The organism is Deinococcus roseus (assembly GCF_014646895.1).
GTDB classification, from domain to species: domain Bacteria; phylum Deinococcota; class Deinococci; order Deinococcales; family Deinococcaceae; genus Deinococcus_C; species Deinococcus_C roseus.
In genome coordinates this window covers 281,201-305,783 of sequence record NZ_BMOD01000004.1, presented here as the reverse complement: position 1 = coordinate 305,783, position 24,583 = coordinate 281,201, and the positions used below count along the sequence as shown (strand labels likewise).

Genomic DNA, 24,583 nt, shown 5'->3' with positions numbered 1-24,583 from the left:
GCAGCGAATGCAAGAGTGCATGTCTGGTAGGAGGTTCAGGTCATGAAACAACAGTCACGAGAATACAGGGTTAAAAATTTTTCCATGTGGGGAACCGTGGTGGTGATGATGGGTGCTTTTGCAGTGATTGCCCTGTCCAACTTCGTTGAGAGGTCCCACGATCCCGTCTGGCGCAATGTGCTGCTGGGATCGATTCTGCTTTATTCAGGCCTGGTCATTTACTATTTTGAGAAGTACCAGAAATTGCTGGATGAAATGGTGCGGCTGCGCAATGCTGAAGCTGCCCGCCTCACCTTTACCGTGATCATGGGTGGAGGAATGGCTTACATGATGATGTCTGGCATCAATCCAGCCCTTCCACAGCCCAACCTGGGTGTGCTGATCACAGCAACCACGACCATTTACCTGATCGCCTATTTTGTGCTGTGGCTGCGCACCAGATAAAGACATGGTTTTCAGAACCGGGCAGTGCTTTCATGCTGGTTTGCTAATGTGGCAGCATGAAGTTCCTGCTCGTTCTTTTTTCGTTGTTGTTGTGCTGGATGGGTGCAGGGTTTGCCCAGGACACCCCCCCTGAAGCTTCTGCTGCACAGTTGCAATCCCAGTCCCAGACCCTGGAAGGCACCATCAGCCAGCTGGATCCCCTGATGGTGAAAGTGGGTCAGGATGTGCTCCCCCTGACCCACGATGGCAACCTGACTGTGAAACTGGGGGATCTGGTGCAAGTGTTCCAGACCCTCGATCCTGCAGGAAATACGGTGTATTATCTGGCGGATTTCGTGCGCTGGCCTTATTTGCTGGGTCTCACCCTGCTCTTTGTGGTGGTGGCCGGAGTGGTGGGCAAAGGCAAGGGCATCCGGGCCGTGCTGGGCATGTTCCTGTCTGTTGCCGTGATTTTACTGATGGTGATTCCCCTGATCCTGGCAGGCTGGAATCCAGCCTTTGTGGCCTTGCTGGGCAGTGCAGGCATTTTGCTGTTCAGCGTTTATTTTGTGCACGGTTTCAACTGGACCACCACTGCAGCACTGCTGGCCACCTTGCTGACTGCAGCGGTCTCGGTGGGGCTGGCGGCCCTCTCCATGCATTTCACGCACCTGACCGGCCTGATGGATGAGGAAACCATGTTCCTCAAGCAAATGGGCATCACCGACCTGAGGGGCCTTTTGCTGGGCGGCATGATCATCGGGGCACTGGGAGCACTGGTGGATTCCACCATTCCCCAGGTGGCCGTGGTGCGTGAACTGGCCCACCTGCATGCGGGACACGACCACCCGAAACAAAGCTGGCAATCCCTCTTTGCGGCCAGCATGAGGGTGGGCATGGACCACATTGGCAGTCTGGTGAACACCCTGGTGCTGGCTTATGCAGGCAGCAGCCTCTCGCTGTTTGTGCTGTTCCAGGCAGGAAACACCAGCTTAAAAGGTGCCCTCAACATGGAAGTGGTGTCCAGTGCCATCGTGCAGAGTCTGGTGGGCTCCATCGGTCTGATTCTGGCGGTGCCTCTGGCGACTTTCATTGCCTGCATGGCCTACCAGTATGACCGCCTGCCTGCTCCCAAAGAGGGTGAAGGGCATCATCATCACCATTGAGGGCAGGAGGCAGAAATGCTGAATCTACCCTGTAGGGGCGCAGCGTGCTGCGCCCTTTTGCGGTCCAATCTGTTCAACCAGCGACAAAAAAGTCAGCGCAACAACCTTCAAACCTTTATCATGAGAGCGAGGGGTGAGAGTTGACCTTGAAGAAAGCTGTTGAACAGTTGATGGTTTCTGCGCAGGATGACAGCAGCACCCCAGATGACCTTTACCCTCTGGCCCAGACGGTTTTTGATGAGGCCCGCAAGCATTCCAGAGCCAGTGTGGAAGAAGCCCTGCGGGATCTGGCAGCTGGCCTGGCCCTGTCCCATGCAGGAAAAGCGGGCGTGATTGGGATGTGCATTGGTGCTTTTCTGGAGGGAGGTTGTTCTCCAAAAGAGGTGCAGGGTCCCATCCTGTCCCGTCTGGGTGAGGTGCTTCATCGTGCAGAAGCCTTGATGCAAGAGTGCCCCGACCCAGAAGCCCTTTCTGAGGACTGCGTGGCTGCACTGGACGATCTGGAACTTTTCTGGCGGCCTGCCATTGCCCTGTTCTCTGTCAGTCCTGAGGCCAGAAGAGAAGCTGCTCCATTGCTGCCTGCTTTCAATTCACTTGCAGAACAGCACGAAGGAGCGCACTGGCTCAGCAAGATCATTCCCGTTTTGCACGAGGAGCCAGTGGTGGTGCTGGAACCGGCCACAGGTCTGGGCATTGAAGGCACCCTCAGTGGCGTGGTGGACAATTTTCAATTGCATGTGCTGCTGATGGACACCTTTCCCCAGAAAGGCCTGTTCAAACGCAAACGCACCTCAGACCGCATCATTGCTGTTGCAAAAGGCGAAGGTCCACAAACAGCAGAGGAGTCGGTGGAGGGGGCATGGAACCTGTACACCCATCAGGCCCTGCTCGCAGATTTGAGCCTCAGTGAGGCCAGCGAAAACTGGATCTGGGGCGAAGGCACCCCAGCAGACATTCCCATTCTGGAGGACCGCCGGGTGATTCTGCTGGGGCCTCCCACCTACCGCAGAACCTGGAACAGCATGCGCATGTTCGATGCCCTCAAAGCAGACCTCAAAGTCACCCGTGTGCTGAACGAACGTCAGGTGCGCTCCTGGCTGGAGCGCATCACCAACCGGGATGAGTGATACACTGAACGCTGGGTTTCTGACATGACAGACCTGCAAAAGTATTACGCCAGACGGGCAAGGGAGTACGAACGCATTTACACCAGACCCGAACGGCAACAGGACATCAAGGATTTCACGCTGCACCTGCAACAGGAGGTGCAGCGTTTTTCTGTGCTGGAACTTGCCTGCGGCACCGGATTCTGGACGGAAAGGCTCTCTGCAACAGCCCTGAGCATCCAGGCCAACGACATTGGCAAAGAGGTTCTGGATGTGGCGAGAAGCAAAAAATACGGTTGCCCTGTGGATTTCAGTCTGGGAGATGCTTACCATCCTGATCCCACAGAGGCAGAAATGGTTTTTGCCGGGTTCTGGTTCTCCCATGTGCCCATTTCCAGAAGACTGGAGTTTCTGGCAGGCATCAGAAATGCCGTTGGACCAGGAAAAAAGTTGATCCTGATTGACAACCTGTGTGTGGAGGGCAACAGCACCCCCATTTCACGCACAGACAGCGAGGGCAACACCTACCAGAACCGCAAATTGGACAACGGCCAGACCTATGAAGTGCTCAAAAATTTCCCCACCAGAGAGGAGTTGCTGCACTTCTCTGGTGGGGAAATCTGGACAGGTGGGTATTTCTGGGGGCTGGTGACTGGGACCTGAGGCAGATGTAGGGGCGCAGCGTGCTGCGCCCTCCCAGGAGATTTACCCCTCTTTGCGCATGGTTGGAATGCGAATTCCCCCTTTGCCATCCCAGCCAGAGAAAGCATAAAACAGCCCTGGAATCCCTGAAGTCAGGTAATCGGTCAGGGGATCGCGGATGGGAGGAGAATCCAGCATGCGGGTGATTTCTTCTGCGGTGAAAAAGCGGGCCTCCACAATGAAACCGTCAGGGTCACGGGGGTTCAGCAACCCCTCCCAGTCGGCTTCAAACACCAGGCTGATGGCCCGGTCGTGGCGGCGCACGTCTTCAATGTGCACGCAGTACGCCAGGTGGTGAATCTTCTTGAGTTTGAGACCGGTTTCTTCCAGAATTTCCCGGACCAGGGCCTGAGGAGCCGTTTCGCCGTGTTCCACCACGCCTCCGGGCAGGGTGTAGCGCACCCGTCCAGAGCGCTGCCAGTCGTTGCCCACCAGCAGAATGCGGCCCTGTTTGTCCCTCAGGATGGCTGCGGTGACCAGCAGTTCACGCCTTGCCATGTTGCCCCCTCACTCTGCGGCCTCGGCCATTTCTGCCAGCAGTTCTTCACGTTGCAGGCGTTGCAGGGCTTCCAGCAGGTTTTCCAGGGCACCGTTCATCACCACGTCCAGGGGATGGTTTTTGTCCTCTCCAGTCAGGCGGTGGTCGGTCACGCGGTTCTGGGGGTAGTTGTAGGTGCGGATTTTTTCGCTGCGGTCCCCGGAGCCAATCATGCTCTGGCGTTCACTGCGGATTTTTTCTTCCTCTTCCTGCCGTTTCATTTCGGCAAGGCGGCTTCTCAGTACGTTCAGGGCTTTCTCGCGGTTCTTGATCTGGCTGCGGGCATCCTGACACACCACAATGATTTCATCGGGGGTTCCGGGCCTGTACACCACCCGCACAGCAGAATCGGTGGTGTTCACGCCCTGGCCTCCGGCACCCTGAGAGCGGAACACATCAATGCGCACCTCTTGCATGTTGAGGTTCACTTCGGATTCTTCCACTTCGGGCATCACGGCCACGGTGACGGTGCTGGTGTGGATGCGCCCCTGCGATTCGGTGGCAGGCACCCGCTGAACCCGGTGAACACCCCCCTCGAATTTGAAGTGACGGTAGGCTCTGTCTCCAGACAGTTCCACCACCACCTTGGAGAAACCTCCCAGGTCACTGGGATTGGAGTCCAGCAGTTCCAGTTTCAGACCTGCTCTCACGCAGTACCGTTCATACATGCGCAGCAGATCGGCAGCAAAGAGTCCGGCTTCATCCCCTCCTGCGCCAGAACGGATTTCCAGGATGACGTTGCGTTCATCTCTGGGATCTCTGGGCAGCAGAAGAACATCCAGCTCCTGCTCGATTTCTGGGATGCGTGCCTGGGCAGATTGCAGATCGAGTTCTGCCAGTTCTCGCATGTCAGGATCGGAAAGCAATTCTTCGGCTTGCTGTCTGGACTCCGAGAGGCGTTTGTACTCCTCCCAGAGCTGGATGATGGGCGTGAGTTCGGCATGTCTCCGGTTCAGTTTGAGGTAAGCGTCGTTGTTCCCGAACACTTCGGGATTGCTCATCTCGCGCTCCAGACTGCGGTACTCGCGCTCGAGGTCTATTAATTTTTCAGCGATCACGGGTCGAAACGCACCTCGCTTCGCTTCATGAAGAGAAGGACTTGTTCAGCGGACATAATGAAACCAGTTTACTCGACTGTGACAGTGAATGTGGAAGGGAATGTACACTGACACCTGATCCAGTGTGTGACACAAAAAAATCCTCTCCCTGTCAGGGAGAGGAAAGCGCAGCGAGGAGAGGGTCGTGGTGAGGCTGGGGTTCAGTCCATTGCAGCAGCAACGAGTTGCTGGTTCTGCTCGATGTGCACGCCGATGCCCTGCAGGCGCTCGGTGAGGCGCTCGTAGCCACGGTTCAGGAAGCGCACGCCATCGATGACGGACTTGCCTTCGGAGGCCATGGCAGCAATGACCAGTGCGGCTCCAGCGCGGATGTCTGCAGCGCGAACAGGTGCACCGTGCAGCTTTTTGCCCTGGATGACCTGGGTGTGCTCGGGCACTTCGATGTTGGCTCCCATGCGGCGCAGTTCCACCACGTGGGTGAGGCGCTCGGGGTAAACCTTGTCCATCACGATGCTGGTTCCGGGGATGGTGGCCAGCAGGGCGCTCATCTGGGGCTGCACATCGGTGGGGAAGCCGGGGAATTCGCTGGTGGTGAGGTTCACAGGACGCAGGTCGCCGTGGCGGGCATCGATGGAAAGGGTGTTGTGGTCCAGTTCCAGGATGTGTGCGCCCATTTCCACCAGTTTGGAGGTCACGGCGCGCAGGTGGCCGGGAACCACGTTGGTGACCGTCAGCTGGCTTCTGGTGGCAACTGCAGCGATCAACATGGTGCTGGCCTCAATGCGGTCAGGGATCACGGTGTACTCGCCACCGCGCAGCTCTTTCACCCCATGAATCACGATGGTATTGGTTCCAAACCCTTCAATCTGGGCACCCAGGGAGTTGAGGAAACGCACCATGTCCACCACGTCGGTGTCGATGCTGGCGTTGTCCAGAATCACGGTGCCTTCACCCAGCACGGCGGCCAGAATGGCGTTCTGGGTGCCGCCCACAGTGAGGATTTCAAACACGTAGGAACCGGTGAAGGTCTGGTTGCGGGTGGCGATGAAGTTGCCGCCCTCCTCGTCCACTTCTGCACCCATGGCGCGGAAGGCCTTGATGTGCTGGTCCACGGGGCGCTGACCAAAGGCGCAACCGCCGGGCATGCTCACTTCGGCATGTCCAGCACGGGAGAGCAGGGCGCCCATCAGAATGAAAGAAGCCCGCATCTTGCTCACAAGAGCGTAAGGGGCCACGGTGGAGGTCAGTTCAGGGGTGTGCAGCTCTAAAGTATTGGGTCCGAGCCAGCGGTATTTGGTGCCGAGGCCGGTCATCAGTTCAAGAATGGTGTAGATGTCTGCGAGTCTGGGAATCCCGTGCAAAACAACGGGCTCTTTGCTGAGCAGGCTGGCCACAATGATGGGCAGCGCGGCGTTCTTGGAGGGTTGAGCCTTGAATTCGCCGCTCAGGCGGGAGCCACCGAAAATGGTAATGGGGGTGTCCAGAAGCATAGTGTCCTTTCAGATCAGCGGTCGCTGAGTTGTAACCAGAGTGTCAGGCGATTGCCCTAGGAGTATCTTACACACTTGACTCATGGAAGTCCAATATCTGATAGTGTTGTTGGTGTGTATTTCGGGATGCTAAAATATTCCTAAAGGAGTGACCGTGCCGAAGAAAGAAAAAAAGCGTCTGCAAGTCGTCATCTCTGAAGAGCAGGACGCACTTCTCACCAAGACTGCGTACGAGCTCTCCAGCCCCGAACGTCTCATTTCCAAGAGTGAGGTGGTTCGTCTGGCGATTGAGAAAATTGCTCAGGATCTTTCAGCGGGAGACACGGAGAGCCTCAAAGAATACATCTCTACGCTGGACGATGAGCACGAAGAGTAAGCCTCCAATCCGTTGCGTGTTGCACGCACCAGGCTCCAACAGCACTTTCAGCGTGACCATCCAAATGTCTTCTTGATGCCAGGGTATCCGGGGTTTGCTCGGGTGCCCTGTGTGTTTTTGCCTTGAAACAGCGACCAGCAGGTGAAACAAAGAGGGCAAAGAGAGCAAAAGGGTTGCAGAATGTGCACAGGATGCCCTGTTGTGTGTCCCAGGTGGGCATCCACAACAGGTGAAATCATCTGAGATCAGGTTAAGTCCTGCTCTCATTTTGCTTTGTAGGATTTCTTATTCCCCCTCTTAAGAGGACCTTTTTCCGAGCTTAAGATGGATTTCAGGATCATCCTCTGGATACATGCTGATGGGACGGGCCTGCACATGCAAAAGGGTGGCCTGTTCCCGCAGTTGCTGGATGATCTTCAGCACCGTTTCGGGCTTTTTGACTTCAGGGGTGTTTTTTCGGGCCATTTCAGATGCCTGCCTTCAGGATGTTCCCCAGCAGTTTGCGCTGCTCGAAGGTGTATTCAAAGCCCCGGTACTTTACGATGGTGCGCTCTTTGAGGGCGTAAATTTCACCCGATTTGTACCCTCCGGCATAAATCAGGTCTTCTTCCGAGTGATGAAGCACCAGGGTGCCGCCATCCAGAAACTTGTCCATGAAGGTCTGCTCGAACGGGATCTCGGCCACAAACAGCACAGCATCCTCTTCTTCAAAAGGCTCTCCAAAGAACTGTCGGGCAGCCTTTTCCGTCAGGGACCAGGAGGCCAGAGATTCCTGCCACACGGACATCAGCGGACGGTCCTCCTCTTCCCAGGCCCGGGAAACCGCCTCAACAAAAGCACTGCCTTTGACTGCACGGTAAGCCAGAAACTTTTTTGGTACAGCCATCTTCAGCTGTTTTGCCAGCCGTTCCCAGCGGGATTTGCGACTCCAGTAAATCTGACTGACCACTTCATCGAGTTCCCCTTGCGGCTCCAGGGCATTCAGGGCACGCACCCAGGAACGCCGGACGCTCTGGTGGGCCAGAGCATCCTGACTGCAGAGTTTTTCGGAGACCTCACGGGCAGACGCATAAAAAGCCTTGTCCTGGTACAGGTCATGGTAGTACAGGTTGCCCAGCATCTTGCCCAGGTCTTTTGCCTTCTGGGGGTCGCTGTTGTTGACGTAAAACTTGGAAAGGCTCTGCTGGAAGGCCTGCAGTTTGGGATCTTTGTCGAGTGCGAAAAGCATGGAGGCTCCTGTGTGGATTGCATGCTAAATATATCAGAACTGCACTTACAGATGTCCCATCAAAGCATTCAGCGCTCAGCATTCAGCGCTCAGCTTTCAGCAGTCAGGCCGGATGCCGAGGGCCGGGTGCCGAGGGCAGAAAGCAGAAGGCGAAAAGACAAAAAAATTCCCTTCCAGCTGGAAGGGAATCATGGGACTGGAGTTTTATTTGCGGTTTTTGGCCAGTTTCAGGTAATACTCGCTGCTGTCATCGTCCGGGTCGAGGGTGACGGCCTGCATGTAGGCCTGCACAGCGCCCGAGTAATTTTTCTGCTCGTACCTGACGCGGCCCAGCCAGGCCCAGGCTTTCTGGTAACCGGGGCTCAGGGTGGTGGCCTGTTTGAAGAGGCTTTCGGCTTCTTTGAGGTTTTTCTGCTGGTATGTGGTGTAGCCTGAACGGTAGATTTTGACGGCTTCCAGACCGTACTGGTTGGCCTCGGTGGCGTAATTCAGCCAGAAGGTGTTTTCCGGGGTCTGGCCTTCAATTTCGGTGAGTTTCTGGTAGCCTTCCAGGGCAGCTTTTGCATCTCCCAGCTCAAAAGCGGTGCGGGCATAATAGCGCCAGCCTTCCGAGAATTCCGGCCCCAGTTCGGTGGTCTTCTTGAAGAGAGCCAGGGCGTCGCTCTTCTGGTTCTCGGCGTAGGCGGCATAGCCACGGGTGAAAGCCTGATTGACTTCCGGCCCGAATTTCGCCAGTCGGTCTTCCACCTGAATGAAGTACAGCGCCTTGGCGTCTTTGGGATTGAGGTCCAGCACCTGTTTCCAGGCGTTCTTGGCATTGCTGTAATCTCCGAGGTCCTGGTAGGTTTCGGCCAGCAGGTAGCGGGCAGGGTAGTAATCCGGGGTGACCTCTATGGCTTTCTGGGCATATTGCAGCGCTTCTTTGAGGTCAGGTTCGCTGCGGTGGGCTGCAGTGAATGCCAGGTTGTGCAGGGCTTCGGTGTAACGCTGTTTTTCCTGCGATCCCAGTTGTCCCACTTTCTGGAAGTCCTCCCAGGCGGTTTTGGCCCGGATCCACCATTTCACATCGCTGTAGATGTTGGCCCTGAGCAACAGCACATCGGGGGTGGGGTTCTGGTTTTTGAGGGTTTCCACGCGGTCCATCAGGCTTTTCCAGGTGGAGTTGCCGGTGGTTTTGGGCGCGGTTTGCAGGGCCTGCTGGTATTCGGTTTGCAGCTCCGAGAGGTTTTGCTGGGCGAGGCCCTGTCCAAAGAGAAGTGCGGTGGCAATCAGCCATTTTTTCATGGGTCGTTTCCTCCAGGTGTGAATGGGGGCGAAAAACAACTGCGTCAGGTGATGGGAAGGTCACTTGGCGCAGGCAAACGGGGCACATACACTTCAAAGTACCCGTACAGGGTGAGCAGAATCAGAATGATGCCCAGCAGAATTCTTTCCCAATTTATCTCCTTCTTCTCATCTGTGGGAGCAGCCTGAACGGGTGCCTCGATGGGCAGAGGAGGCAGGGGAGGGGCCTGAAGCCCATAAATCACCTGTCCCCTGAATTCTCCCAGAGGAACAAAGCCCAGCTCTTGCAGTTGCTGGTTGGTCACAGGGTGGTAGAGCGTGGTGGGGAGGGGATAGGTGATGTTGGTGCCCACGGGAAGGCCCCGGATGTAACGCACGGTCAGCTTCATGGCTTCTAAAGCATGGTCGGGTTCGTTGTGGTCTGCATCGAGCATCAGGTGGTGGATCCAGTAACTGCGGGTGTCGTTGACCCAGCCAATGGTGACCAGCCCAATCAATTTTCCGTCGTTGTGGATGCCATAAGCCAGGTATTGCAACTGGTTGGCTTGCAGCAGGGCGTACCAGTTGGGAGGATTGGCGGTTTCCTGTTCTGCAGGCAATTTCAGTTCAATCAGTTTTTCCCAGTTCTCGGGGGTCACTGCAGCAAGGGTGAGTGGCATGACCGAGTATACACCAAAGCTAAGCAAAGTTGAGTGTTGTTAACTCAGGTTTTATTTTTTAAAATTTGCAGTTCTTCTTCCAATCGCTCAACACGGTCAATCAGGGCCACCAGCAAAATGGCGTAGTGATCATAGAGTTTTGGACGCTCCAGACGCTGCTCTCCGGCCATCCATTCTGTCAGCAAGGCTTTTGAACGCTCCAGCACTTCATCGGCAGGAACATCTTTCCAGGGGCGGTCCTGCAGGATGCTTTTGGCAAAATTCAGTTCTTTCATGGGTTTTCTCCAGAGGAAACACGCTGGGAACAGTCTACAGGGCTTTCAGCCTGCAAACTGTTCCCAGCGGTAAATTGAAATCAACTTTTCAGGCTGCCCTTGGAGGGAATGGTCATGCCCCCCTTGCTGCCAGACATGCGCAGCACGGTCTGGATGTCCTTGTTGCGTTTCAGGGCATCGGCCAGCAAACTCAGGTCGTTGTTGCCCTTGACGGTGGTTCTCAGGTAAATGTGGGCAATGCCCCCGGAACCCACCCCGGCGGTGACGTGCAGCACATTGCGCCGCTGCTCAGAAATCACCTGCAGCACCTCTGCCAGCAGGTTGGGTCGGTCGGTGCAGATGATGTCCAGGTCCACCAGTTGCTCCACCTCGTTGGAAGTGGACCAGGTGGCATGCACACAGCGGTCGGGTTCTTCCCGCAAAAGACGCTGCAAATTGGGACAGTCTGCCCGGTGCACCGACACCCCACGCCCACGGGTCAAGTACCCCATGATGTCATCTCCCACAATGGGATTGCAGCAGTGGGCCACCTTGGCATCGGTGATCACCCCATCGATGATGATGGCTCCATCTTTCTGTTTGGGTGGCGCTTTGCGTTTGGGTGGTGCTTTGTTGGCTGCAGGGGCCTGCTCGGCTTCAAGTTGAGGGGCCAGCACCTTTGCCACATTGGCCGGGTTCATTCTGGACGAATGAATGGCCAGGTAAAGCTCGTCGGGGTTGCGGGAGCCCAGCAGTTTCTCAGCCACATCTTCCAGCAGTTTGGTGCGCATCAGCTGGCGAACAGGCAAATTGCGTTTGCGCAGGTAGTTTTCCAGCTGGTCATGCCCGTTTTGCAGGGCATCCTGGCGCTCTTTGGTGCGGAAATAATGCCGGATTTTGGTGCGTGCAGAGCGCGTCACCGCAAAATTCATCCAGTCCTTGCTGGGGGTGGCATTTTTGCTGGTGAGGATCTCCAGACGGTCCCCATTTTGCAACTCATAATTCAGCGGCACAATCTGACCGTTCACAATGGACCCCACACAGGTGTCGCCCACACGGGTGTGGATGTGGTAGGCAAAATCAATGGGGGTGGCCCCTTTGGGCAGGTTCACGGTGTCCCCTTTGGGGGTGAACACAAAAACCCGGCCTGAGAGCAGGTCGTTTTTCACCGCGTCAATGAAATCACTGGCATCGGTGATTTCCTGCTGCAGTTGTTCCAGCTGGTTCAGCCAGTTGACCTTCTGTTCGGTGGTGGCCTTGCCTTCCTGGTCCTGTTTGTACAGCCAGTGTGCTGCCACCCCGTATTCTGCAATGTAGTGCATGCGGGCAGAGCGGATCTGCACCTCGATGGGAAGCCCCGAGAGGCTGATCACGGTGGTGTGCAGGCTCTGGTAACCGTTGGGTTTGGGCACCGCGATGTAATCCTTGAAGCGCCCAGGAATCGGGGTCCACATGCTGTGCACAATGCCCAGTGTGTGGTAGCAGACCCGTTTTTCCCGTCCCAGTTCGGCCAGTTCCATTGCCCGCTGGTACTCCTCAGGGGAATCGAAATTGATTTCACTGGCGGTGACGGGTTTGGGGGTCAGGATCACCCGAATGGCCAGCAAATCAAAAATCTGCTCGATGGTTTTGTGCTCATGCACCATCTTGTTGTGGATGGAATACAGGTGCTTGCTGCGCCCGCTGATCTCGATCTTGATCACCCAGCGGGTCAGTTCCTGATCGTCTCCCAGGGTGAATTTGATTTGCTCAATGGCGGCCTGAATGTGACCCTCACGCTCGGATTTGCGCATGTTGAGGGCACCCACCAGGCTCTCGAACGCCTCCGGGTACAGGTACTTGAAGCACAGGTCTTCCAGTTCCCACTTGATCTGCCCGATCCCCAGACGGTGGGCCAGCGGAGCAAAAATTTCCAGGGTTTCTCTGGAGATGCGTTTCTGCTTGTGTTCGGGCATGCTGCCCAGGGTGCGCATGTTGTGCAGGCGGTCTGCCAGTTTCACAATGATGATGCGCAGATCCCCGGTCATGGCCATCAGCATCTGGCGCAGGTTTTCGGCCTGCTCGTCCTGCAGGTTCTTGGAGAGCTTGGTCAGTTTGGAAACCTTGGTTTCCCCTTCCACAATCTTGCGCACATCGCTGCCAAAGCCCTCTTCGATTTCCTCGAAGGTGACATCGGTGTCTTCCACGGTGTCGTGGAGGAGGCCTGCACAGATGCCATCGGTGTCCATTTTCAATTCGGCCAGAATCATGGCCACGGCCACCGGGTGGGTGATGTAAGGCTCGCCGCTCTTGCGGTTCATGCCCCTGTGGGCTTTTTCAGCCAGCACAAAAGCACGGTCCACCTTCTGGCGTTCTTCGTCAGTGAGATAGTCAAGGGCGTAAACGAGTTCTTCGTAACCGTACATCCAGCACCTGTCCGAACTTTCCTGCTTATTTTGCTCCTTTTCCTGCACCGGGCGGGATCAGGACACACTGAGATGACATTGTATAGCGTTTTGTCGGGGGTGAACAGTGTTGTCTTGATGCTGGGAAAGCGCCGAGGGCTGAGGGCCGAGCGCCGAGGGCTTCTGAAAAGCTTTGCTCTGGCCTTGTTTTCAAGCAGCGTTTTGTGACAACCAACCCGGTTGCTCTGAACACGATCTCTTGAACCCAACACCATTGATTCTGCTTTTCGCCCTCGGCCCTCGGCGCTTGGCTCTCGGCAGGGCGCACCTGCTGTGCCCTACAGGAAACAACGTTACCAATGTCCCTGTCCATTCGGCCTAAACTGAAACCATGATGACCCGCAACTGGTCCCAGGTCCGGGAGGACTTTCCCATTCTGCAACGCACGGTGAACGGCAAAAAGCTGGTGTATCTGGATTCCACCGCCACCGCCCAGAAACCCAGGGCTGTCATCGATGCCCTGTCGCACTTTTACGAGCACACCAATGCCAACATTCACCGGGGAGCCTACTCCCTGTCCATCGAATCCACGGAGGCCTACGAGGAGGCCCGTTCCAGGGTGGCACGTCTGATTCAGGCTCCAGAACAGGGCATCATCTTCACCCGCAACACCACCGAGGCGATCAACCTGGTGGCCCGCACCTGGGCACTGGATCACCTGAAACCTGGCGACCAGATCCTGGTGACCGAAATGGAGCACCATTCCAATCTGGTGCCCTGGCACATCGCTGCAAAAGCCACAGGAGCAGAGGTCATCGGGGTGAGGGTCACGCCGGAAGGCAGACTGGACCAGCAGGATTACCTGCAAAAACTGGCTTCTGGCAAGGTGAAACTGGTGGCTGTGGCCCACATTTCCAATGCGCTGGGAACCCTCAACCCGGTGCAGCAGATGACCGAACAGGCCCATCAGGCAGGTGCGCTGGTGCTCATCGATGGAGCCCAGAGCGTGCCCCATCTGCCTGTGAATGTGCAGGAACTGGGGGCAGATTTCTTTGCGTTCAGTGGGCACAAGATGTGTGGTCCCACCGGGGCAGGGGTGCTGTATGCCAGACCTGAGCTGCTGGAAGAGATGTCTCCTTTTCTGGGAGGAGGGGAGATGATCGATCAGGTCTACATTGACCACTCCACTTACGCAGATTTGCCCCGCAAATTTGAGGCGGGAACCCCTGCCATTGCAGAAGTGGTGGCGCTGGGTGTGGCTGCACAGTACCTGCAGGATCTGGGAATGGAGCGCATCTGGCAACACGAAAAAGACCTGATGGCTTACGCCCTGGACCGGATCGCTGAAATCCCTGAACTGACCCAGTATGGACCCCTCGGAGAGGACCGGGCAGGAGTGCTCAGTTTCAATTTGCAGGGTGTGCATGCCCACGATGTGGCGGGTTTTCTGGACGAGCGGGGCATCTGTGTGCGCAGTGGCCACCACTGCGCACAGCCCCTGATGCGGGCTTTGAAGGTGGGTTCCACCGCCAGGGCCAGTTTCTATCTGTACAATACCCGTGAAGACATTGATGCCCTCGTTCAGGCCCTGAGAGAAATTGTGGCCTTCTTCAAGGAGTGACATGAGTTTACTGGAAGACCTCTACAAACAGATCATTCTGGAGCACTACAAGAAGCCCAGAAATTATGGGGAACTGGACCCCCACACCCACCGCCAGGAGGGCAAAAACTCTTCTTGTGGCGATGAACTGGTTCTGGACCTCACCATCGAAAATGGGGTCATTCGGGAGGCCCGATTCAAAGGGCATGGATGTGCCATCTCGCAGGCCACTGCAAGCCTGATGACCGAGGCCATCAAGGGCAAGAAAATCTCTGAAGTGCAGGACCTCAGCAGCTACTTCAAAAACATGCTGAGAACCGGAACTGCACACCCAGAACTGGGAGAACTCTCTGCCTTGCAGGGCATCAGCAAGATCCATGCCCGTGTGAAGTGTGCCTCTTTGCCCTGGACCACTTTAGACGAGGCCCTCAGGCAGGGGGAAAGTCAGAACTGATTGGCTTTGTTGTGGCTGTTCCCGGCTGTCCTCTGGTCAGCACACCTGCAGACTTTGCTTTTGCATAAACCCCAAAGATGGGGTTTTTTTGTTGCCGTTCCCTGCTGAGGGCGGTGACAGAAGCCAGTGGTTCACGGCCTGCAGTGGCATCTTCTGGATTCACGTTGGGCATGATGCAGCGGATGCAGTTGCCAGTCATTTCCAGAATCAGGGAACCTTCAGACCAGTGCAATTCAGAAAACCCTTCTTCCGCGAAAGGTTCCAGTTCTGGATGGTCGATCACCAGATTGGCCCGGAAACGCTGGTGTTCTACAGCAGGATGCCCTTTCTCAGAGAGTTGCTGGTTCAGTTTGCGCAGGGAGGCCAGTGAAACCACATGCAAGGGAAGCAGGGCTTTGCGGGTGATGCCTTCCTCTCCCAGTTTGACCAGACGTGCTGTTTGCCCCAGCACCTCTGAAAGCCAGAGTGCTGCTTTCTCTCCTGCCTCTTGTCCGGAAAACGTCTCGTTCACCTTGTCGATGTCATTCCAGATTCTGGCCTGACAGGGCTGTCCTGCTGGGTTCAGGGGCACCCGGAGATCGCTTTTGCCTGAAGCCCTGAGAACCATCTCTGACCCGTCAAAATGAGGCTGAATCAGGGCCATTTGGTGGTTGCCTCCCATCCAGATTTGCTGGTCTTCATGGTCCACGATGATCCAGTCCCGATCGCCTGCAAGGCCAGATTCGGGGGTGATGTGGGCGGAGGAAACTTCAATTCCTGCACAGGATTTGATGGGGTAGATCCATAGGCTGACGGGCTGGATGGGGTTCTGGGGCAATGGTTCAGTCATGCGATGTCCTTGTTTACTAAACTTGTTAGTTTGATTGTACACCACCCAGGCACCACCGGCCTGTTTCTGGATCTGGTGCAACTTTTTGGGCCTCTCAGTCGTAGTACATCAAAACCGATTACCCTGTGAAGGGTACCGTTTCAGACTGATCTGCCAAGATTCAGCTGAACCAAAGGAGAACTCACTTTGTTGGAGCACCTGCAGGACATCATCTTGAAATTTGGTTACATCGGGATTGCTGCCACCCTGATGCTGGAAACTGGATTTCTGATTTTCTTTTTTCTTCCCGGAGACACCCTGCTGCTGGCCGTGGGCACCATTGCCTCCACCGGAACCCTCAACATTGGCACCACCATCCTGGCTGCCTTCCTGGGTGCCGTGCTGGGCAACGCCATCGGATACTGGGTGGGAGCCAAATATGGCCGTGCGGTGTTCAGCAACCAGAACAGCCGCCTGTTCAAACCCGAGAACATCACCAAAGCAGAGCAGTTTTACCAGAAATATGGTGCACTGGCCATCGTGCTTTCCCGTTTTGTCCCCGGAGTGCGGGCCATTGTGCCCACCCTCGCAGGCATGGTGCGCATGAATTACGGCATGTTCATGCTGCTCAACATCGTCAGTGCAGCCCTCTGGACCGTTACACTTCCATTGCTGGCCTATTATGTGGTGCCTATGCTGGGCATTGATCCCAAAACCCTGGACAAATACATCTTGATCATCATCCTGTGTGCATTCCTGGTGCCCCTGATCCCTCTGGGTCTGCGTTTGCTGAAACCCAGAAATGACGTGCAGGAAAAAGTTTAAGCTTTAAAAATATCACCAGAAATCAAAAAGACAGCCCTTTCCGGGGCTGTCTTTTTTGTTTGTTTCAGCAGGGTTTAATCCAAAAAGTCGCGCAGTTTGCGGGTTCTGGATTCGTGGTACTTCAGTTTGCGCAGCGCCTTGTTCTCAATCTGGCGGATGCGTTCACGGGTGACGTTGAAGTACTGGCCCACCTCTTCCAGGGTGTGCTCACGTCCGTCCACCAGGCCTTTGCGCAGTTTCAGCACCATGGCTTCACGCTCGGTCAGCTTGGAGAGGGCTTTTTCCAGCTCCTCACTGAGCAGGGTCTTGGCGGCGTTCTCCACAGGGCTGTCCAGGTTCTCGTCGGGGATGAAGTCCCCGTAGAAGCTGTCCTTCTCGTCCCCGATGGGGGTTTCCAGGGACACGGGTTCCTGGGAAACCTTCTGCACTTCCTCCACCTTGGCAGCGTCCCAGCCGGGACCCATGGCTTCAGCGATTTCTTCGTAGCTGGGCTCGCGGGACAGTTCCTGCTGGAGCTGTCTGGCGGTGCGGGTCAGCTTGTTGATGGTTTCCACCATGTGCACGGGAATGCGGATGGTGCGGGCCTGGTCGGCAATGGCGCGGTTGATGGCCTGACGGATCCACCAGGTGGCATAAGTGGAGAACTTGTAGCGGCGCTTGTACTCGAACTTCTCCACGGCGCGGATCAGGCCCTGGTTGCCTTCCTGAATCAAATCCAGGAAGCCCAGACCACGACCGGTGTACTTCTTGGCGATGGACACCACCAGACGCAGGTTGGCCTCGATCAGTTGCTGGCGGGCGTACTGTCCGTCTTCGGTGAGGCGCTGCAGGCGGCGCTGTTTGCGCTCGTCGTCGCTGTTCTCTCCGGCTTCCAGGCGCTTGCGGGCCTCTTCACCCTCTTCAATGCGGCGGGCCAGATCGATTTCCTCGTCGAGGGTCAGCAGGGGCACCCGGCCAATTTCATGCAGGTACTGGCGAACAGGGTCATTGGAAACGGTTTTGGGAATGTCGTCGAAAAATTCGTCTTCTTCCTCGTCATCGTCGTCTTCTTCTTCCAGGGCGTCGTCATCGTCATCTGCGAGGTCGCTGATTTCGATGCCCTGACGCTGGATGAACACCTGCAGGTCATCCACTTCTTCCAGCAGATCGGCCTCAGAGGTGCCACTGCCTTCCAGTGCGGCGCTCAGGGCGGTGGCGATCTCCTCGGTGGAGAGCATGCCCATGGTCTTGCCCACCCGGATCAGGTCCTGAATGGCCTGATGCTGGATGTAGGGTTTGTCGGGTCTGGGGGTGCTGTCGTCAGGTTCTGCTGCTGCCCGACGGCCTTTGGTTTTTGGGGCTTCTTCTACCGTGGCTTTCTTGCGGGTCCGCACTTTTGCGGCGCTCTGGGACACAGGAGTGTTTTCTGGGGCAACTTCAAGGGTCTCGCTGGTCTTCTTGGAGCGTGTGCGTTTTTCAGTCATGTATCACTCCCTCACGGCAAGAATACCGCATCGTAGAAGTGTAGCAAATTTCCTGCGAGAAGTCTGGGAGACATCTCAAATTTGCTTCACGCCTAACCTCTTACGAGAGGTTGTTCAGATTCGTTCCCGGATTCCCTTCAGGACCTTGTAGCTCTTGTTTTTCACCACCAATTGCACCTTGCCGTACCGCTGCATCAGGGCCTCATAGGGCAAGAACTGGTTGGCCACCACCCACACCTCTCCCATGTGCCGCACCTGCTGGTAGGCCACCCGGATGAACTCCTCGGCCACCTCCAGAATCACATCGCTTCCCACGTGGAAAGGGGGATTCATCAGGACCAGATCAAATTCTGCTTTTGTAGGGTCTGGTTTTACAGGGAGGGCGCTCCCCACATCGCTGTGGAGCGCCTGCACATTCAAATGTGCCTGCTGGGCATTCTTTTCGATGCTGCGCACAGCAGCCAGATCTTCTTCCAGCAAGGTCACGTTTGCACCCAGCTGGGCACACTTCAGACCCAGTACGCCTGCTCCCGCCCCGATGTCCAGCACCCGTTTTCCAGCAGGAGAGGGCAGATGGGACAGCAACAGCTGGCTGGCTTCGTCGATTTTGCTGGCACTGAACACACCGGGCAAAGAGGTGATGTGCAGCCCTTCAAAAGTGTACTGGTGGGTTTTTGCGGCTTCGAGCTGAGCCTCGGAATTCTCCTTGATGAAGCCTGCCACCCGCATGCCCTTGTGGCGCTCCAGAATTTCACCTTCTCCGAAAGCCGCTTTGAACCATTTGAAATAGCGCTCAAAGCCCTTGTCCTTGTCTCCGGCAATCAGGCACAGACCGCCCTTGCGGGTGCGCTCAAAAGCAGCCTGCAGGTATTCCCGAACAGCTTCGTTGCCTTTGTCGGCAGGAAGCACGGCCAGCACGGTGTCAAATTCTCCTGTGGTTTCCAGAGGAAGCGCCGCCTGCACCTGCACCCTGGGATCGTCTGCAAACTGGCGTTCCAGCACTTCCAGGGCTGCCCTGGAGCGCTCGGTCAGGGTCACCTGGTGTTCTGGGAGGTAAAGGGCCACAGCCCCGTTCTGCGCAGTGAGGTCCAGAATTTTTTCTCCGAGGTCCACAGGAGGATGCAACAGCACCTCCAGCAACAATGCCTGGGCATCGTCCAGACCCGGATACCCCCGCACCCCCGCTTTGGTGAGGATGCCCCGTTCGGGCAGCTTGGGGGGAAGTTTGGCAATTTTGAGGTCAGAATACATCAGCACTATAGTGTACTCGTTATGCTGAATCTGGACTGTGGATTTGAAAGGTTTGGGGGAACACCCATGCTGAGGTTGCTGGGGGTCAGACAACAGGTTCCCAGTACAAGGAACCCCGAATGACCCCCTCCTGGACCCTGGAAACCCAGATTGGGGATTTCAAGCTGATTCTGGGCATTGATGAGGCAGGACGTGGGGCACTGGCTGGACCTGTGGCTGTGGCAGGTGTGATTTTGCCTGCAGAGCGCATTGAACTGCCTTATCGGGATTCCAAGACCCTGAAGTTTGACCGCCGCATGGAACTCGCAGAGCATGTGAAGTCTTATGCAGTGAAATATGCCGTCAAACTGGTTCCAGCCGCAGAGATTGATTCCACGGGCATTCTGAAAGTGGTGATCCGGGCCAGCGAGCAGATCCTTCAGGAACTGCAGCCCGAGGCCGTCATCACCGATTATTTGAAGGTCAAGACCGACTTGCCCTTGCTGGCGGTGCCAAAAGCAGATGGCAACTCTTACACCGTGGCTGCTGCGAGTTTGCTGGCCAAAACCGCCAGAGACCAGTACATGATTGACCTGCATGAAAAGCACCCAGAGTACGGTTTTGCGGGCCACAAGGGGTACGGCACCCAGGAGCATGTGCAGGCTTTGCAGAAACATGGGGTGACCCCAGAGCACCGAAAAACTTTTGCTCCGGTGGCCCAGGGGCTGCTTTTTACGGAAGAATGAGCGTTTGTTTGCACTTTCAGGGCTTTTGAAGTCACAAAATGCAAAGTTCTGGGATCAGAACTGTAAATTTTCTGTAGAATTCTACTTTTTTGTGTTTGCTTTTCAGGGTGCCCACCCTTGCCAGCAGAGGGAAAAACCAGAGGGGTGGCTTTAATTTTCAGGACTTACGTTATAATCTATAAAAGCAAAATTTGGGGAGTGATCCTGTGAGCCGTTTAGCACTTGTACTGCACAACCATCAACCCAACGGAAACCTGCCTGATCTGTTCGAAAGAGCGCACCAGACGGCTTACCTTCCTTTTTTGAAGGTGTTGCAGGAACACCCCAGAATCAAGATCAACCTGCATTATTCAGGCACACTGCTGCAGTGGATGCAGAAAAACCATCCCTCCACCCTGCAGCTTTTGAAGCAACTGGTGGAACGCGGACAGGTGGAACTGCTGGGAGGAGGGATGCACGAACCCCTTTTGCCCCTGATTCCCAAACGGGACCGCATCGCCCAGATTTCTTCCCACCGGGACTGGATGGCCCAGCACCTGGGTGCCCGCAGCAAAGGGGTCTGGCTGGCCGAGTGCGCCTGGGACACGGACCTCCCCGAAACCCTCTCAGAGTGCCAGGTGGAATACACACTGCTGGACGACACCCAGATCCCCGAGCAGGCCCTTCCTGCCACCTACTACCTGACCGAGCACGATGGTCACAACGTGCGGGTTTTTGTGATGCAGCACCAGCTTCACAACCAGATGCCCTACGCCCAGCCTGCCACCCTCATCGAGAACATCCGGGCACAGAAGCAACTGGTGGTCCTTGGAGAGGACGGGGAAAACCTGGGACTCCTGGGGGACACCTACCAGCGCTGTTACGTGGAAGGCTGGCTGAAGAATTTCTTTGTGGCTTTAGAGCAGAACAAGGACATCCAACTGGTGCACCTCTCTGAAGAACTCAAGCAGCCCTGCAGCGGTCTGGTGTATGTGCCCAGCAGTTCTTTTGCTGCTCCAGATGGTTATTTCCGTCAGGCCATGGCCAAGTATGCAGGCATCAACAACCTGCACAAACGCATGCGTTACACCAGTCTGAAACTGGACATGACCCCCAGGGCCTCCCAGCAGGCCTACGAGCATTTGTGGCGAGGACAGACCGGAGATGCTTACTGGCCCACCAGTGCCGAGTACAACTTTGTGCGCTTCGAGGCCTACCGCAACCTGATCCGTGCCGAGAACGAAATTGAGCCCAGAAAATACAGCTGGTTGGAGATCGATTACCGGGACACCAACGGAGACGGCGTGCAGGAACTCATCGCAGAGAGCCACACCATGAACCTGCACTTTTCTCCTACAGAGGGAGGAAGCCTGCAGGAGTGGGATTACCGCGAAAAAGCGGTCAATCTGGTGGACTCCTACAGTGACCATCCCAGAACGCACCCCAGAACCCTGGTGGAGCATTTTTTTGGGGGAGAGGTCAGCCTGAGGTCATTTGCAAGCGGGCAATACCTGGAACTTGGCGATTTCTCCACGGGCCTCTTCGACGCCGGGAAATACCGCAACCGGGTGACCCTGAGCCGCATGGGCATTGTGCGGGGACCTGCTGGCATTCCGGTTCCAGTGGAACTCAAAAAGAGCCTGAAGATCCTGCCCAAAGAACACCAGATCGAACTGGAATACCGCATCACCAACCACGGGGACTGGGACATCATCACCCGCTTTGGCAGCAAATGGAATTTTGGCCTGCTGGCCGGAGACTCCCCGGACCGCTATTTCTACATCAATGGCCGCAAGGTGGGCAGTCTGGGCTCCACCCAGGAGCACCGCGAAGTCACCCATGCAGGCATTGTGGACGAATGGCTGGGCATCCGGGTGGTCTTTGAATTTGAAGGCCGTGAGGCCACCATCTGGCACCACCCTGTGGTGTGTGACCGCAAACGCCCCCTCTACCAGTCCAGCGTGTTCATGCCCGTCTTTGATCTGGATTTGCCCAAGGGGCGTTCCAGACGACTGGCGTTTAATGTGCACGTTGAGGAGTTGTAAAAGTGGACCTGAGACCCCTGGAAGAAGCCACCCTCTACGACCGCCTGACCGAAGAGGGGCTTTCCCGTCTGGTCAACAAATTCTATGACCTGGTTCACCAGCATGTGGTGCTGAAAGAGATCTTTCCCCCGGACCTCACGGAAACCAGGGAAAAACAATTTGCCTTCCTGAGCGGATTTTTTGGAGGTCCCTCCCTGTACATGGAGAAATATGGCCATCCCAGACTGAGGATGCGCCACCTGAAATTTCCCATTGGAGAGACCGAAGCCCGTGCATGGCTGGAATGCATGCGTCAGGCTTTAAGGGACACCGTGCCAGACCAGAAGTTGCGCGAGGACATTTTTGCTGCCCTCGCGCGAACTGCTGTACACATGATCAACACAGGCACATGATCAACAGGTGAACTTTTGCAGGTTCAGTGGTCCACCAGCACTTTGGGCTGCAAAGACACCGAATCCACGATGGTGAACTCTCCACAGACATCCTTGGTGAGGATCAGTTCGGAGCAGGTCCAGGACAGGTGGGGGATGTAGGTTTGCTGGGCCAGTTGCCAGACGGCTTCCTCTTCCCAGGGCACAATGCCAAGACCCACAGTGATGTGTGGAAGGTAATCTGCACCATCCACTGGTTTGAACGGTTCCCCGCCCAGGGTCCTGCACAACTGGTGGGCTTCCCGGAAACTCGGGGTGCTCTCCAGAGAGACGTAAAGCACATTCGGGAACCTTTTCCACCCGCAGGAGCTGAGGTTCAGTGTGGAGAGGTTGCGGGAAAGGTCATGAAACTTCTCTTTCAATTCCTCTTCGCTGCCCTGCCAGAAAAACGGAGAACGCAAGTTGATGTGAGGGACTCCGTATCCTGCCAACTGATGATCTCGCTGAAACGCCCGAATGAAACGCATCAACTCGGGGTGGGGCCAAACCAGAACGCCGTATAAGGTCATAGGACTCAAGCCTTCGCTATTTTATATCGGCAAGCCCCTGCACCGGAAGCAATCTGACTAACGCGCACTATGGGAACCCCCAGCAGCCTTTCGTAAAGGCTCATCTCGCACTGACAAATTGCCTTGTACCGCCGTGCGACAGCGATACTGGGGCAGTTGCGTTGTTCCAGCAACCACCCACCGTCTTCGGTAAGGGCTGCCTGATATCCAGCTTCGCACAACAACTCTGACAACTTCCGTACTTTTTCGTCCAGATCCAGGTGGTCCATCTGGGGGGCCAGTTGCTGGTAGAGGGATTCCTCGCGGGCGCTGAACACTTGCAACACCATCTGCTGACCACACAGTTCCTCCAGGTGCCCAAGCACATCCAGGCACAATCCCGAGTAGTTCTTGGGAAAGGCTTCCTCGCCCTTGTGGGTGAGGTGGTAGACATACTGTGGCCGCCCTTTGCCACAGCGTTTCTCCAGTTGCTGGGTGATGTACTTGTCTTCCTCCAGGTCCATCAGGTGTTTGCGGATGGCTGGAACGGTCACTCCCAGAGAGGCTGCGAGGTCCTGGGTGGTGGCCCCGCAGTGCTCTTTCAGGTGGGAGAGGATTTTTCTTTTGGTGTGGTCAGGGTTGGGCAGCATATTGGTTAAAGCATGGGCAGAGATTGCAGGCTCTGCACGCTGATGCGGCCTGCCAGGTTCTGGCTGATTTTCACGAGGGCTTGTGCGGAAGTGCTTTCAGGATGGGAAATCACCACAGGGGTTCCCTGGTCGGAGGCTTCACGCAGGGGCATGTCCAGGGGCACTTCACCGAGGAAATGCAGGGACATTTGCTCGGCTTTGCGTTTGCCGCCTCCGTGTCCGAAGATGTCGTAGCGGGTTCCGGTGTCCGGTGCAATGAAGTAACTCATGTTCTCGATGACACCCAGCATGGGAATGCTGCTCTTCTTGAACATGTCCATGGCACGGGCAGCGTCGATCAGGGCCACATCCTGAGGGGTGGTCACAATCACAGCCCCGGTGATGCTCACCGACTGGGCCAGAGAAAGCTGCACATCTCCTGTTCCCGGGGGCAGATCGATGATCAGGTAATCCAGTTCTCCCCACAGGGCTTCTTTGAGGAACTGCTGGATGGCCCCGTGCAGCATGGGACCGCGCCACACCAGCGCCTGACCTGCAGGCACCAGGTTGGCCATGGAGAGGAACTTCACGCCGAAGCGCTCCAGAGGCAGCATCTGCTTGTTCTGGTTGGCTTTGATGCGGTCCTCAGTGTTGCCCAGCATGTGCGCAATGCTGGGACCGTAAATGTCTGCATCCATCAGACCGACCTGCGCCCCGCTCTGCGCGAGGGCGATGGCCAGATTGGTGGAGACGCTGGATTTGCCCACGCCTCCCTTGCCGCTCCCGACCAGAATCACATGCTGGATGCCGGGAAGGGCAGGCTTGTTGCTGGCGCGAACCGTTGCGCCAAATTCCACATTCACACTGCTGGCACCGACGGTTTCGATGGCCCGGCGAACGTCTGCCTCGATCACCCCTTTGAGGGGACAGGCAGGGGTGGTGAGGTTGATCTTCACATGAACTTGCGTTCCGCTCACTGCAACCCGTTCCACCATTCCCAGAGAAACCAGATCCTGATGCAACTCGGGGTCGTTCACGAGGCTCAGGGCTTTCAACACGATGTCTTCAGTGACCACAGGCATAGCAAGCAGGGTAGCACCCCTAAGCCATTTTGCTCAAGGATGCGGGTCACAATACTTAAGCCTTGCTGAAGTACGCTGGTGGGATGCTGTGAAAGAGGTCATTTGTGCATTGGTCGCTATTGTTTTGCCCTTTGA

General features: G+C 56.1%; 26 protein-coding genes. 11 read left to right on the top strand and 15 right to left on the bottom strand.

Annotated elements, in window-relative coordinates; genetic code table 11:
- Window positions 1–84: 84 nt before the first annotated feature.
- The 4 genes from IEY52_RS08575 (at window position 85) to IEY52_RS08560 (ending at window position 3,358) form a co-directional block, all read left to right on the top strand.
- Window positions 85–444 (top strand): hypothetical protein, encoded by a 360-nt coding sequence (locus IEY52_RS08575; protein WP_189002256.1) that lies wholly within the window; start codon window positions 85–87, stop codon window positions 442–444.
- Between the two features lie 56 nt (window positions 445–500).
- Window positions 501–1,589 carry a YibE/F family protein gene (locus tag IEY52_RS08570; RefSeq protein ID WP_189002255.1) on the top strand — a complete coding sequence of 363 codons (1,089 nt, stop codon included), beginning with the start codon at window positions 501–503 and terminating at the stop codon, window positions 1,587–1,589.
- Between the two features lie 146 nt (window positions 1,590–1,735).
- Entirely contained in the window at window positions 1,736–2,716 is a 981-nt protein-coding gene (locus IEY52_RS08565) for a hypothetical protein (protein WP_189002254.1), read from the top strand.
- Window positions 2,717–2,740: 24 nt separating this feature from the next.
- Window positions 2,741–3,358, top strand: a complete 618-nt coding sequence (locus IEY52_RS08560) for a class I SAM-dependent methyltransferase (protein WP_189002253.1) — start codon at window positions 2,741–2,743, stop codon at window positions 3,356–3,358.
- 42 nt (window positions 3,359–3,400) lie between these two features.
- Here IEY52_RS08560 and IEY52_RS08555 read toward each other — a convergent pair whose 3' ends face one another.
- The 3 genes from IEY52_RS08555 to murA all read right to left on the bottom strand — a co-directional run bounded on the left by IEY52_RS08555 (window position 3,401) and on the right by murA (window position 6,483).
- Entirely contained in the window at window positions 3,401–3,895 is a 495-nt protein-coding gene (locus IEY52_RS08555) for an NUDIX hydrolase (RefSeq protein ID WP_189002252.1), read from the bottom strand.
- Between the two features lie 9 nt (window positions 3,896–3,904).
- A complete protein-coding gene (gene prfA, locus IEY52_RS08550; RefSeq protein ID WP_189002251.1) occupies window positions 3,905–4,993 on the bottom strand; it encodes a peptide chain release factor 1 in 1,089 nt (362 codons plus the stop codon).
- Window positions 4,994–5,193: 200 nt separating this feature from the next.
- On the bottom strand, window positions 5,194–6,483 hold the full coding sequence (gene murA, locus IEY52_RS08545) for a UDP-N-acetylglucosamine 1-carboxyvinyltransferase (RefSeq protein WP_189002250.1): 1,290 nt from the start codon (window positions 6,481–6,483) through the stop codon (window positions 5,194–5,196).
- 154 nt (window positions 6,484–6,637) lie between these two features.
- Here murA and IEY52_RS08540 point away from each other — a divergent pair, with 154 nt between their 5' ends.
- Window positions 6,638–6,859: a transcriptional regulator gene (locus tag IEY52_RS08540; RefSeq protein ID WP_189002249.1), complete on the top strand. Its 222-nt coding sequence runs from the start codon at window positions 6,638–6,640 to the stop codon at window positions 6,857–6,859.
- 297 nt (window positions 6,860–7,156) lie between these two features.
- Here IEY52_RS08540 and IEY52_RS08535 read toward each other — a convergent pair whose 3' ends face one another.
- The 6 genes from IEY52_RS08535 to IEY52_RS08510 all read right to left on the bottom strand — a co-directional run bounded on the left by IEY52_RS08535 (window position 7,157) and on the right by IEY52_RS08510 (window position 12,689).
- Window positions 7,157–7,324 carry a hypothetical protein gene (locus IEY52_RS08535; protein WP_189002248.1) on the bottom strand — a complete coding sequence of 56 codons (168 nt, stop codon included), beginning with the start codon at window positions 7,322–7,324 and terminating at the stop codon, window positions 7,157–7,159.
- A 1-nt stretch (window position 7,325) separates the two neighbouring features.
- Window positions 7,326–8,087 carry a hypothetical protein gene (locus IEY52_RS08530; RefSeq protein ID WP_189002247.1) on the bottom strand — a complete coding sequence of 254 codons (762 nt, stop codon included), beginning with the start codon at window positions 8,085–8,087 and terminating at the stop codon, window positions 7,326–7,328.
- A 204-nt stretch (window positions 8,088–8,291) separates the two neighbouring features.
- Entirely contained in the window at window positions 8,292–9,371 is a 1,080-nt protein-coding gene (locus tag IEY52_RS08525) for a tetratricopeptide repeat protein (protein ID WP_189002246.1), read from the bottom strand.
- 44 nt (window positions 9,372–9,415) lie between these two features.
- Window positions 9,416–10,030 (bottom strand): hypothetical protein, encoded by a 615-nt coding sequence (locus IEY52_RS08520; RefSeq protein WP_189002245.1) that lies wholly within the window; start codon window positions 10,028–10,030, stop codon window positions 9,416–9,418.
- A gap of 44 nt (window positions 10,031–10,074) precedes the next feature.
- Entirely contained in the window at window positions 10,075–10,305 is a 231-nt protein-coding gene (locus tag IEY52_RS08515; RefSeq protein ID WP_189002244.1) for a hypothetical protein, read from the bottom strand.
- An 80-nt stretch (window positions 10,306–10,385) separates the two neighbouring features.
- Complete coding sequence (locus IEY52_RS08510; RefSeq protein WP_189002243.1) at window positions 10,386–12,689, bottom strand: RelA/SpoT family protein; 2,304 nt, start codon at window positions 12,687–12,689, stop codon at window positions 10,386–10,388.
- A gap of 370 nt (window positions 12,690–13,059) precedes the next feature.
- On the opposite strand from IEY52_RS08510, the gene IEY52_RS08505 reads away from it, so the two are divergent.
- Together IEY52_RS08505 and sufU are read left to right on the top strand one after the other, a co-directional pair.
- The gene (locus IEY52_RS08505; protein ID WP_189002242.1) at window positions 13,060–14,289 is read left to right on the top strand and encodes a cysteine desulfurase; all 1,230 of its coding nucleotides are present in this window, start codon (window positions 13,060–13,062) and stop codon (window positions 14,287–14,289) included.
- 1 nt (window position 14,290) lies between these two features.
- Window positions 14,291–14,722: a Fe-S cluster assembly sulfur transfer protein SufU gene (gene sufU / locus IEY52_RS08500; RefSeq protein ID WP_189002241.1), complete on the top strand. Its 432-nt coding sequence runs from the start codon at window positions 14,291–14,293 to the stop codon at window positions 14,720–14,722.
- On the opposite strand, the gene IEY52_RS08495 is transcribed toward sufU, so the two are convergent.
- On the bottom strand, window positions 14,697–15,551 hold the full coding sequence (locus IEY52_RS08495; RefSeq protein WP_189002240.1) for an MOSC domain-containing protein: 855 nt from the start codon (window positions 15,549–15,551) through the stop codon (window positions 14,697–14,699). The genes sufU and IEY52_RS08495 overlap by 26 nt on opposite strands.
- Window positions 15,552–15,737: 186 nt before the next feature.
- On the opposite strand from IEY52_RS08495, the gene IEY52_RS08490 reads away from it, so the two are divergent.
- Entirely contained in the window at window positions 15,738–16,355 is a 618-nt protein-coding gene (locus IEY52_RS08490) for a DedA family protein (protein ID WP_189002239.1), read from the top strand.
- 74 nt (window positions 16,356–16,429) lie between these two features.
- Here the strand turns inward: IEY52_RS08490 and rpoD are convergent, their stop codons facing one another.
- Entirely contained in the window at window positions 16,430–17,818 is a 1,389-nt protein-coding gene (rpoD, locus tag IEY52_RS08485) for an RNA polymerase sigma factor RpoD (RefSeq protein ID WP_189002238.1), read from the bottom strand.
- Window positions 17,819–17,932: 114 nt separating this feature from the next.
- A complete protein-coding gene (locus tag IEY52_RS08480) occupies window positions 17,933–19,069 on the bottom strand; it encodes a class I SAM-dependent methyltransferase (RefSeq protein WP_189002237.1) in 1,137 nt (378 codons plus the stop codon).
- A 119-nt stretch (window positions 19,070–19,188) separates the two neighbouring features.
- Between IEY52_RS08480 and rnhB the strand changes: the two genes are divergently transcribed.
- The 3 genes from rnhB to IEY52_RS08465 all read left to right on the top strand — a co-directional run bounded on the left by rnhB (window position 19,189) and on the right by IEY52_RS08465 (window position 22,210).
- Entirely contained in the window at window positions 19,189–19,794 is a 606-nt protein-coding gene (gene rnhB / locus IEY52_RS08475) for a ribonuclease HII (protein ID WP_189002236.1), read from the top strand.
- Between the two features lie 206 nt (window positions 19,795–20,000).
- Window positions 20,001–21,818 carry an alpha-amylase/4-alpha-glucanotransferase domain-containing protein gene (locus tag IEY52_RS08470; protein WP_189002235.1) on the top strand — a complete coding sequence of 606 codons (1,818 nt, stop codon included), beginning with the start codon at window positions 20,001–20,003 and terminating at the stop codon, window positions 21,816–21,818.
- Window positions 21,819–21,820: 2 nt separating this feature from the next.
- A complete protein-coding gene (locus tag IEY52_RS08465) occupies window positions 21,821–22,210 on the top strand; it encodes a globin domain-containing protein (protein WP_229684688.1) in 390 nt (129 codons plus the stop codon).
- 23 nt (window positions 22,211–22,233) lie between these two features.
- On the opposite strand, the gene IEY52_RS08460 is transcribed toward IEY52_RS08465, so the two are convergent.
- Genes IEY52_RS08460 through IEY52_RS08450 form a run of 3 tightly spaced genes read right to left on the bottom strand, consistent with a single transcriptional unit; the run spans window position 22,234 to window position 24,448 of the window.
- Window positions 22,234–22,716: a 2'-5' RNA ligase family protein gene (locus tag IEY52_RS08460; protein WP_229684693.1), complete on the bottom strand. Its 483-nt coding sequence runs from the start codon at window positions 22,714–22,716 to the stop codon at window positions 22,234–22,236.
- A 47-nt stretch (window positions 22,717–22,763) separates the two neighbouring features.
- Complete coding sequence (locus IEY52_RS08455) at window positions 22,764–23,387, bottom strand: helix-turn-helix transcriptional regulator (protein WP_189002233.1); 624 nt, start codon at window positions 23,385–23,387, stop codon at window positions 22,764–22,766.
- Between the two features lie 5 nt (window positions 23,388–23,392).
- A complete protein-coding gene (locus IEY52_RS08450; RefSeq protein ID WP_189002232.1) occupies window positions 23,393–24,448 on the bottom strand; it encodes an Mrp/NBP35 family ATP-binding protein in 1,056 nt (351 codons plus the stop codon).
- Between the last annotated feature and the right edge of the window lie 135 nt (window positions 24,449–24,583).

Excerpts from the sequence above, each read along its gene's own strand:
- IEY52_RS08575 (WP_189002256.1), top strand. The coding sequence starts at position 85 with ATGTGGGGAACCGTGGTGGTGATGATGGGTGCTTTTGCAGTGATTGCC.
- IEY52_RS08570 (WP_189002255.1), top strand. The coding sequence starts at position 501 with ATGAAGTTCCTGCTCGTTCTTTTTTCGTTGTTGTTGTGCTGGATGGGT.
- IEY52_RS08560 (WP_189002253.1), top strand. The coding sequence starts at position 2,741 with ATGACAGACCTGCAAAAGTATTACGCCAGACGGGCAAGGGAGTACGAA.
- IEY52_RS08555 (WP_189002252.1), bottom strand. The coding sequence starts at position 3,895 with ATGGCAAGGCGTGAACTGCTGGTCACCGCAGCCATCCTGAGGGACAAA.
- murA (WP_189002250.1), bottom strand. The coding sequence starts at position 6,483 with ATGCTTCTGGACACCCCCATTACCATTTTCGGTGGCTCCCGCCTGAGC.
- IEY52_RS08535 (WP_189002248.1), bottom strand. The coding sequence starts at position 7,324 with ATGGCCCGAAAAAACACCCCTGAAGTCAAAAAGCCCGAAACGGTGCTG.
- IEY52_RS08530 (WP_189002247.1), bottom strand. The coding sequence starts at position 8,087 with ATGCTTTTCGCACTCGACAAAGATCCCAAACTGCAGGCCTTCCAGCAG.
- IEY52_RS08525 (WP_189002246.1), bottom strand. The coding sequence starts at position 9,371 with ATGAAAAAATGGCTGATTGCCACCGCACTTCTCTTTGGACAGGGCCTC.
- IEY52_RS08520 (WP_189002245.1), bottom strand. The coding sequence starts at position 10,030 with ATGCCACTCACCCTTGCTGCAGTGACCCCCGAGAACTGGGAAAAACTG.
- IEY52_RS08515 (WP_189002244.1), bottom strand. The coding sequence starts at position 10,305 with ATGAAAGAACTGAATTTTGCCAAAAGCATCCTGCAGGACCGCCCCTGG.
- IEY52_RS08510 (WP_189002243.1), bottom strand. The coding sequence starts at position 12,689 with ATGTACGGTTACGAAGAACTCGTTTACGCCCTTGACTATCTCACTGAC.
- IEY52_RS08505 (WP_189002242.1), top strand. The coding sequence starts at position 13,060 with ATGATGACCCGCAACTGGTCCCAGGTCCGGGAGGACTTTCCCATTCTG.
- sufU (WP_189002241.1), top strand. The coding sequence starts at position 14,291 with ATGAGTTTACTGGAAGACCTCTACAAACAGATCATTCTGGAGCACTAC.
- IEY52_RS08495 (WP_189002240.1), bottom strand. The coding sequence starts at position 15,551 with ATGACTGAACCATTGCCCCAGAACCCCATCCAGCCCGTCAGCCTATGG.
- rpoD (WP_189002238.1), bottom strand. The coding sequence starts at position 17,818 with ATGACTGAAAAACGCACACGCTCCAAGAAGACCAGCGAGACCCTTGAA.
- IEY52_RS08480 (WP_189002237.1), bottom strand. The coding sequence starts at position 19,069 with ATGTATTCTGACCTCAAAATTGCCAAACTTCCCCCCAAGCTGCCCGAA.
- rnhB (WP_189002236.1), top strand. The coding sequence starts at position 19,189 with ATGACCCCCTCCTGGACCCTGGAAACCCAGATTGGGGATTTCAAGCTG.
- IEY52_RS08460 (WP_229684693.1), bottom strand. The coding sequence starts at position 22,716 with ATGCGTTTCATTCGGGCGTTTCAGCGAGATCATCAGTTGGCAGGATAC.
- IEY52_RS08455 (WP_189002233.1), bottom strand. The coding sequence starts at position 23,387 with ATGCTGCCCAACCCTGACCACACCAAAAGAAAAATCCTCTCCCACCTG.
- IEY52_RS08450 (WP_189002232.1), bottom strand. The coding sequence starts at position 24,448 with ATGCCTGTGGTCACTGAAGACATCGTGTTGAAAGCCCTGAGCCTCGTG.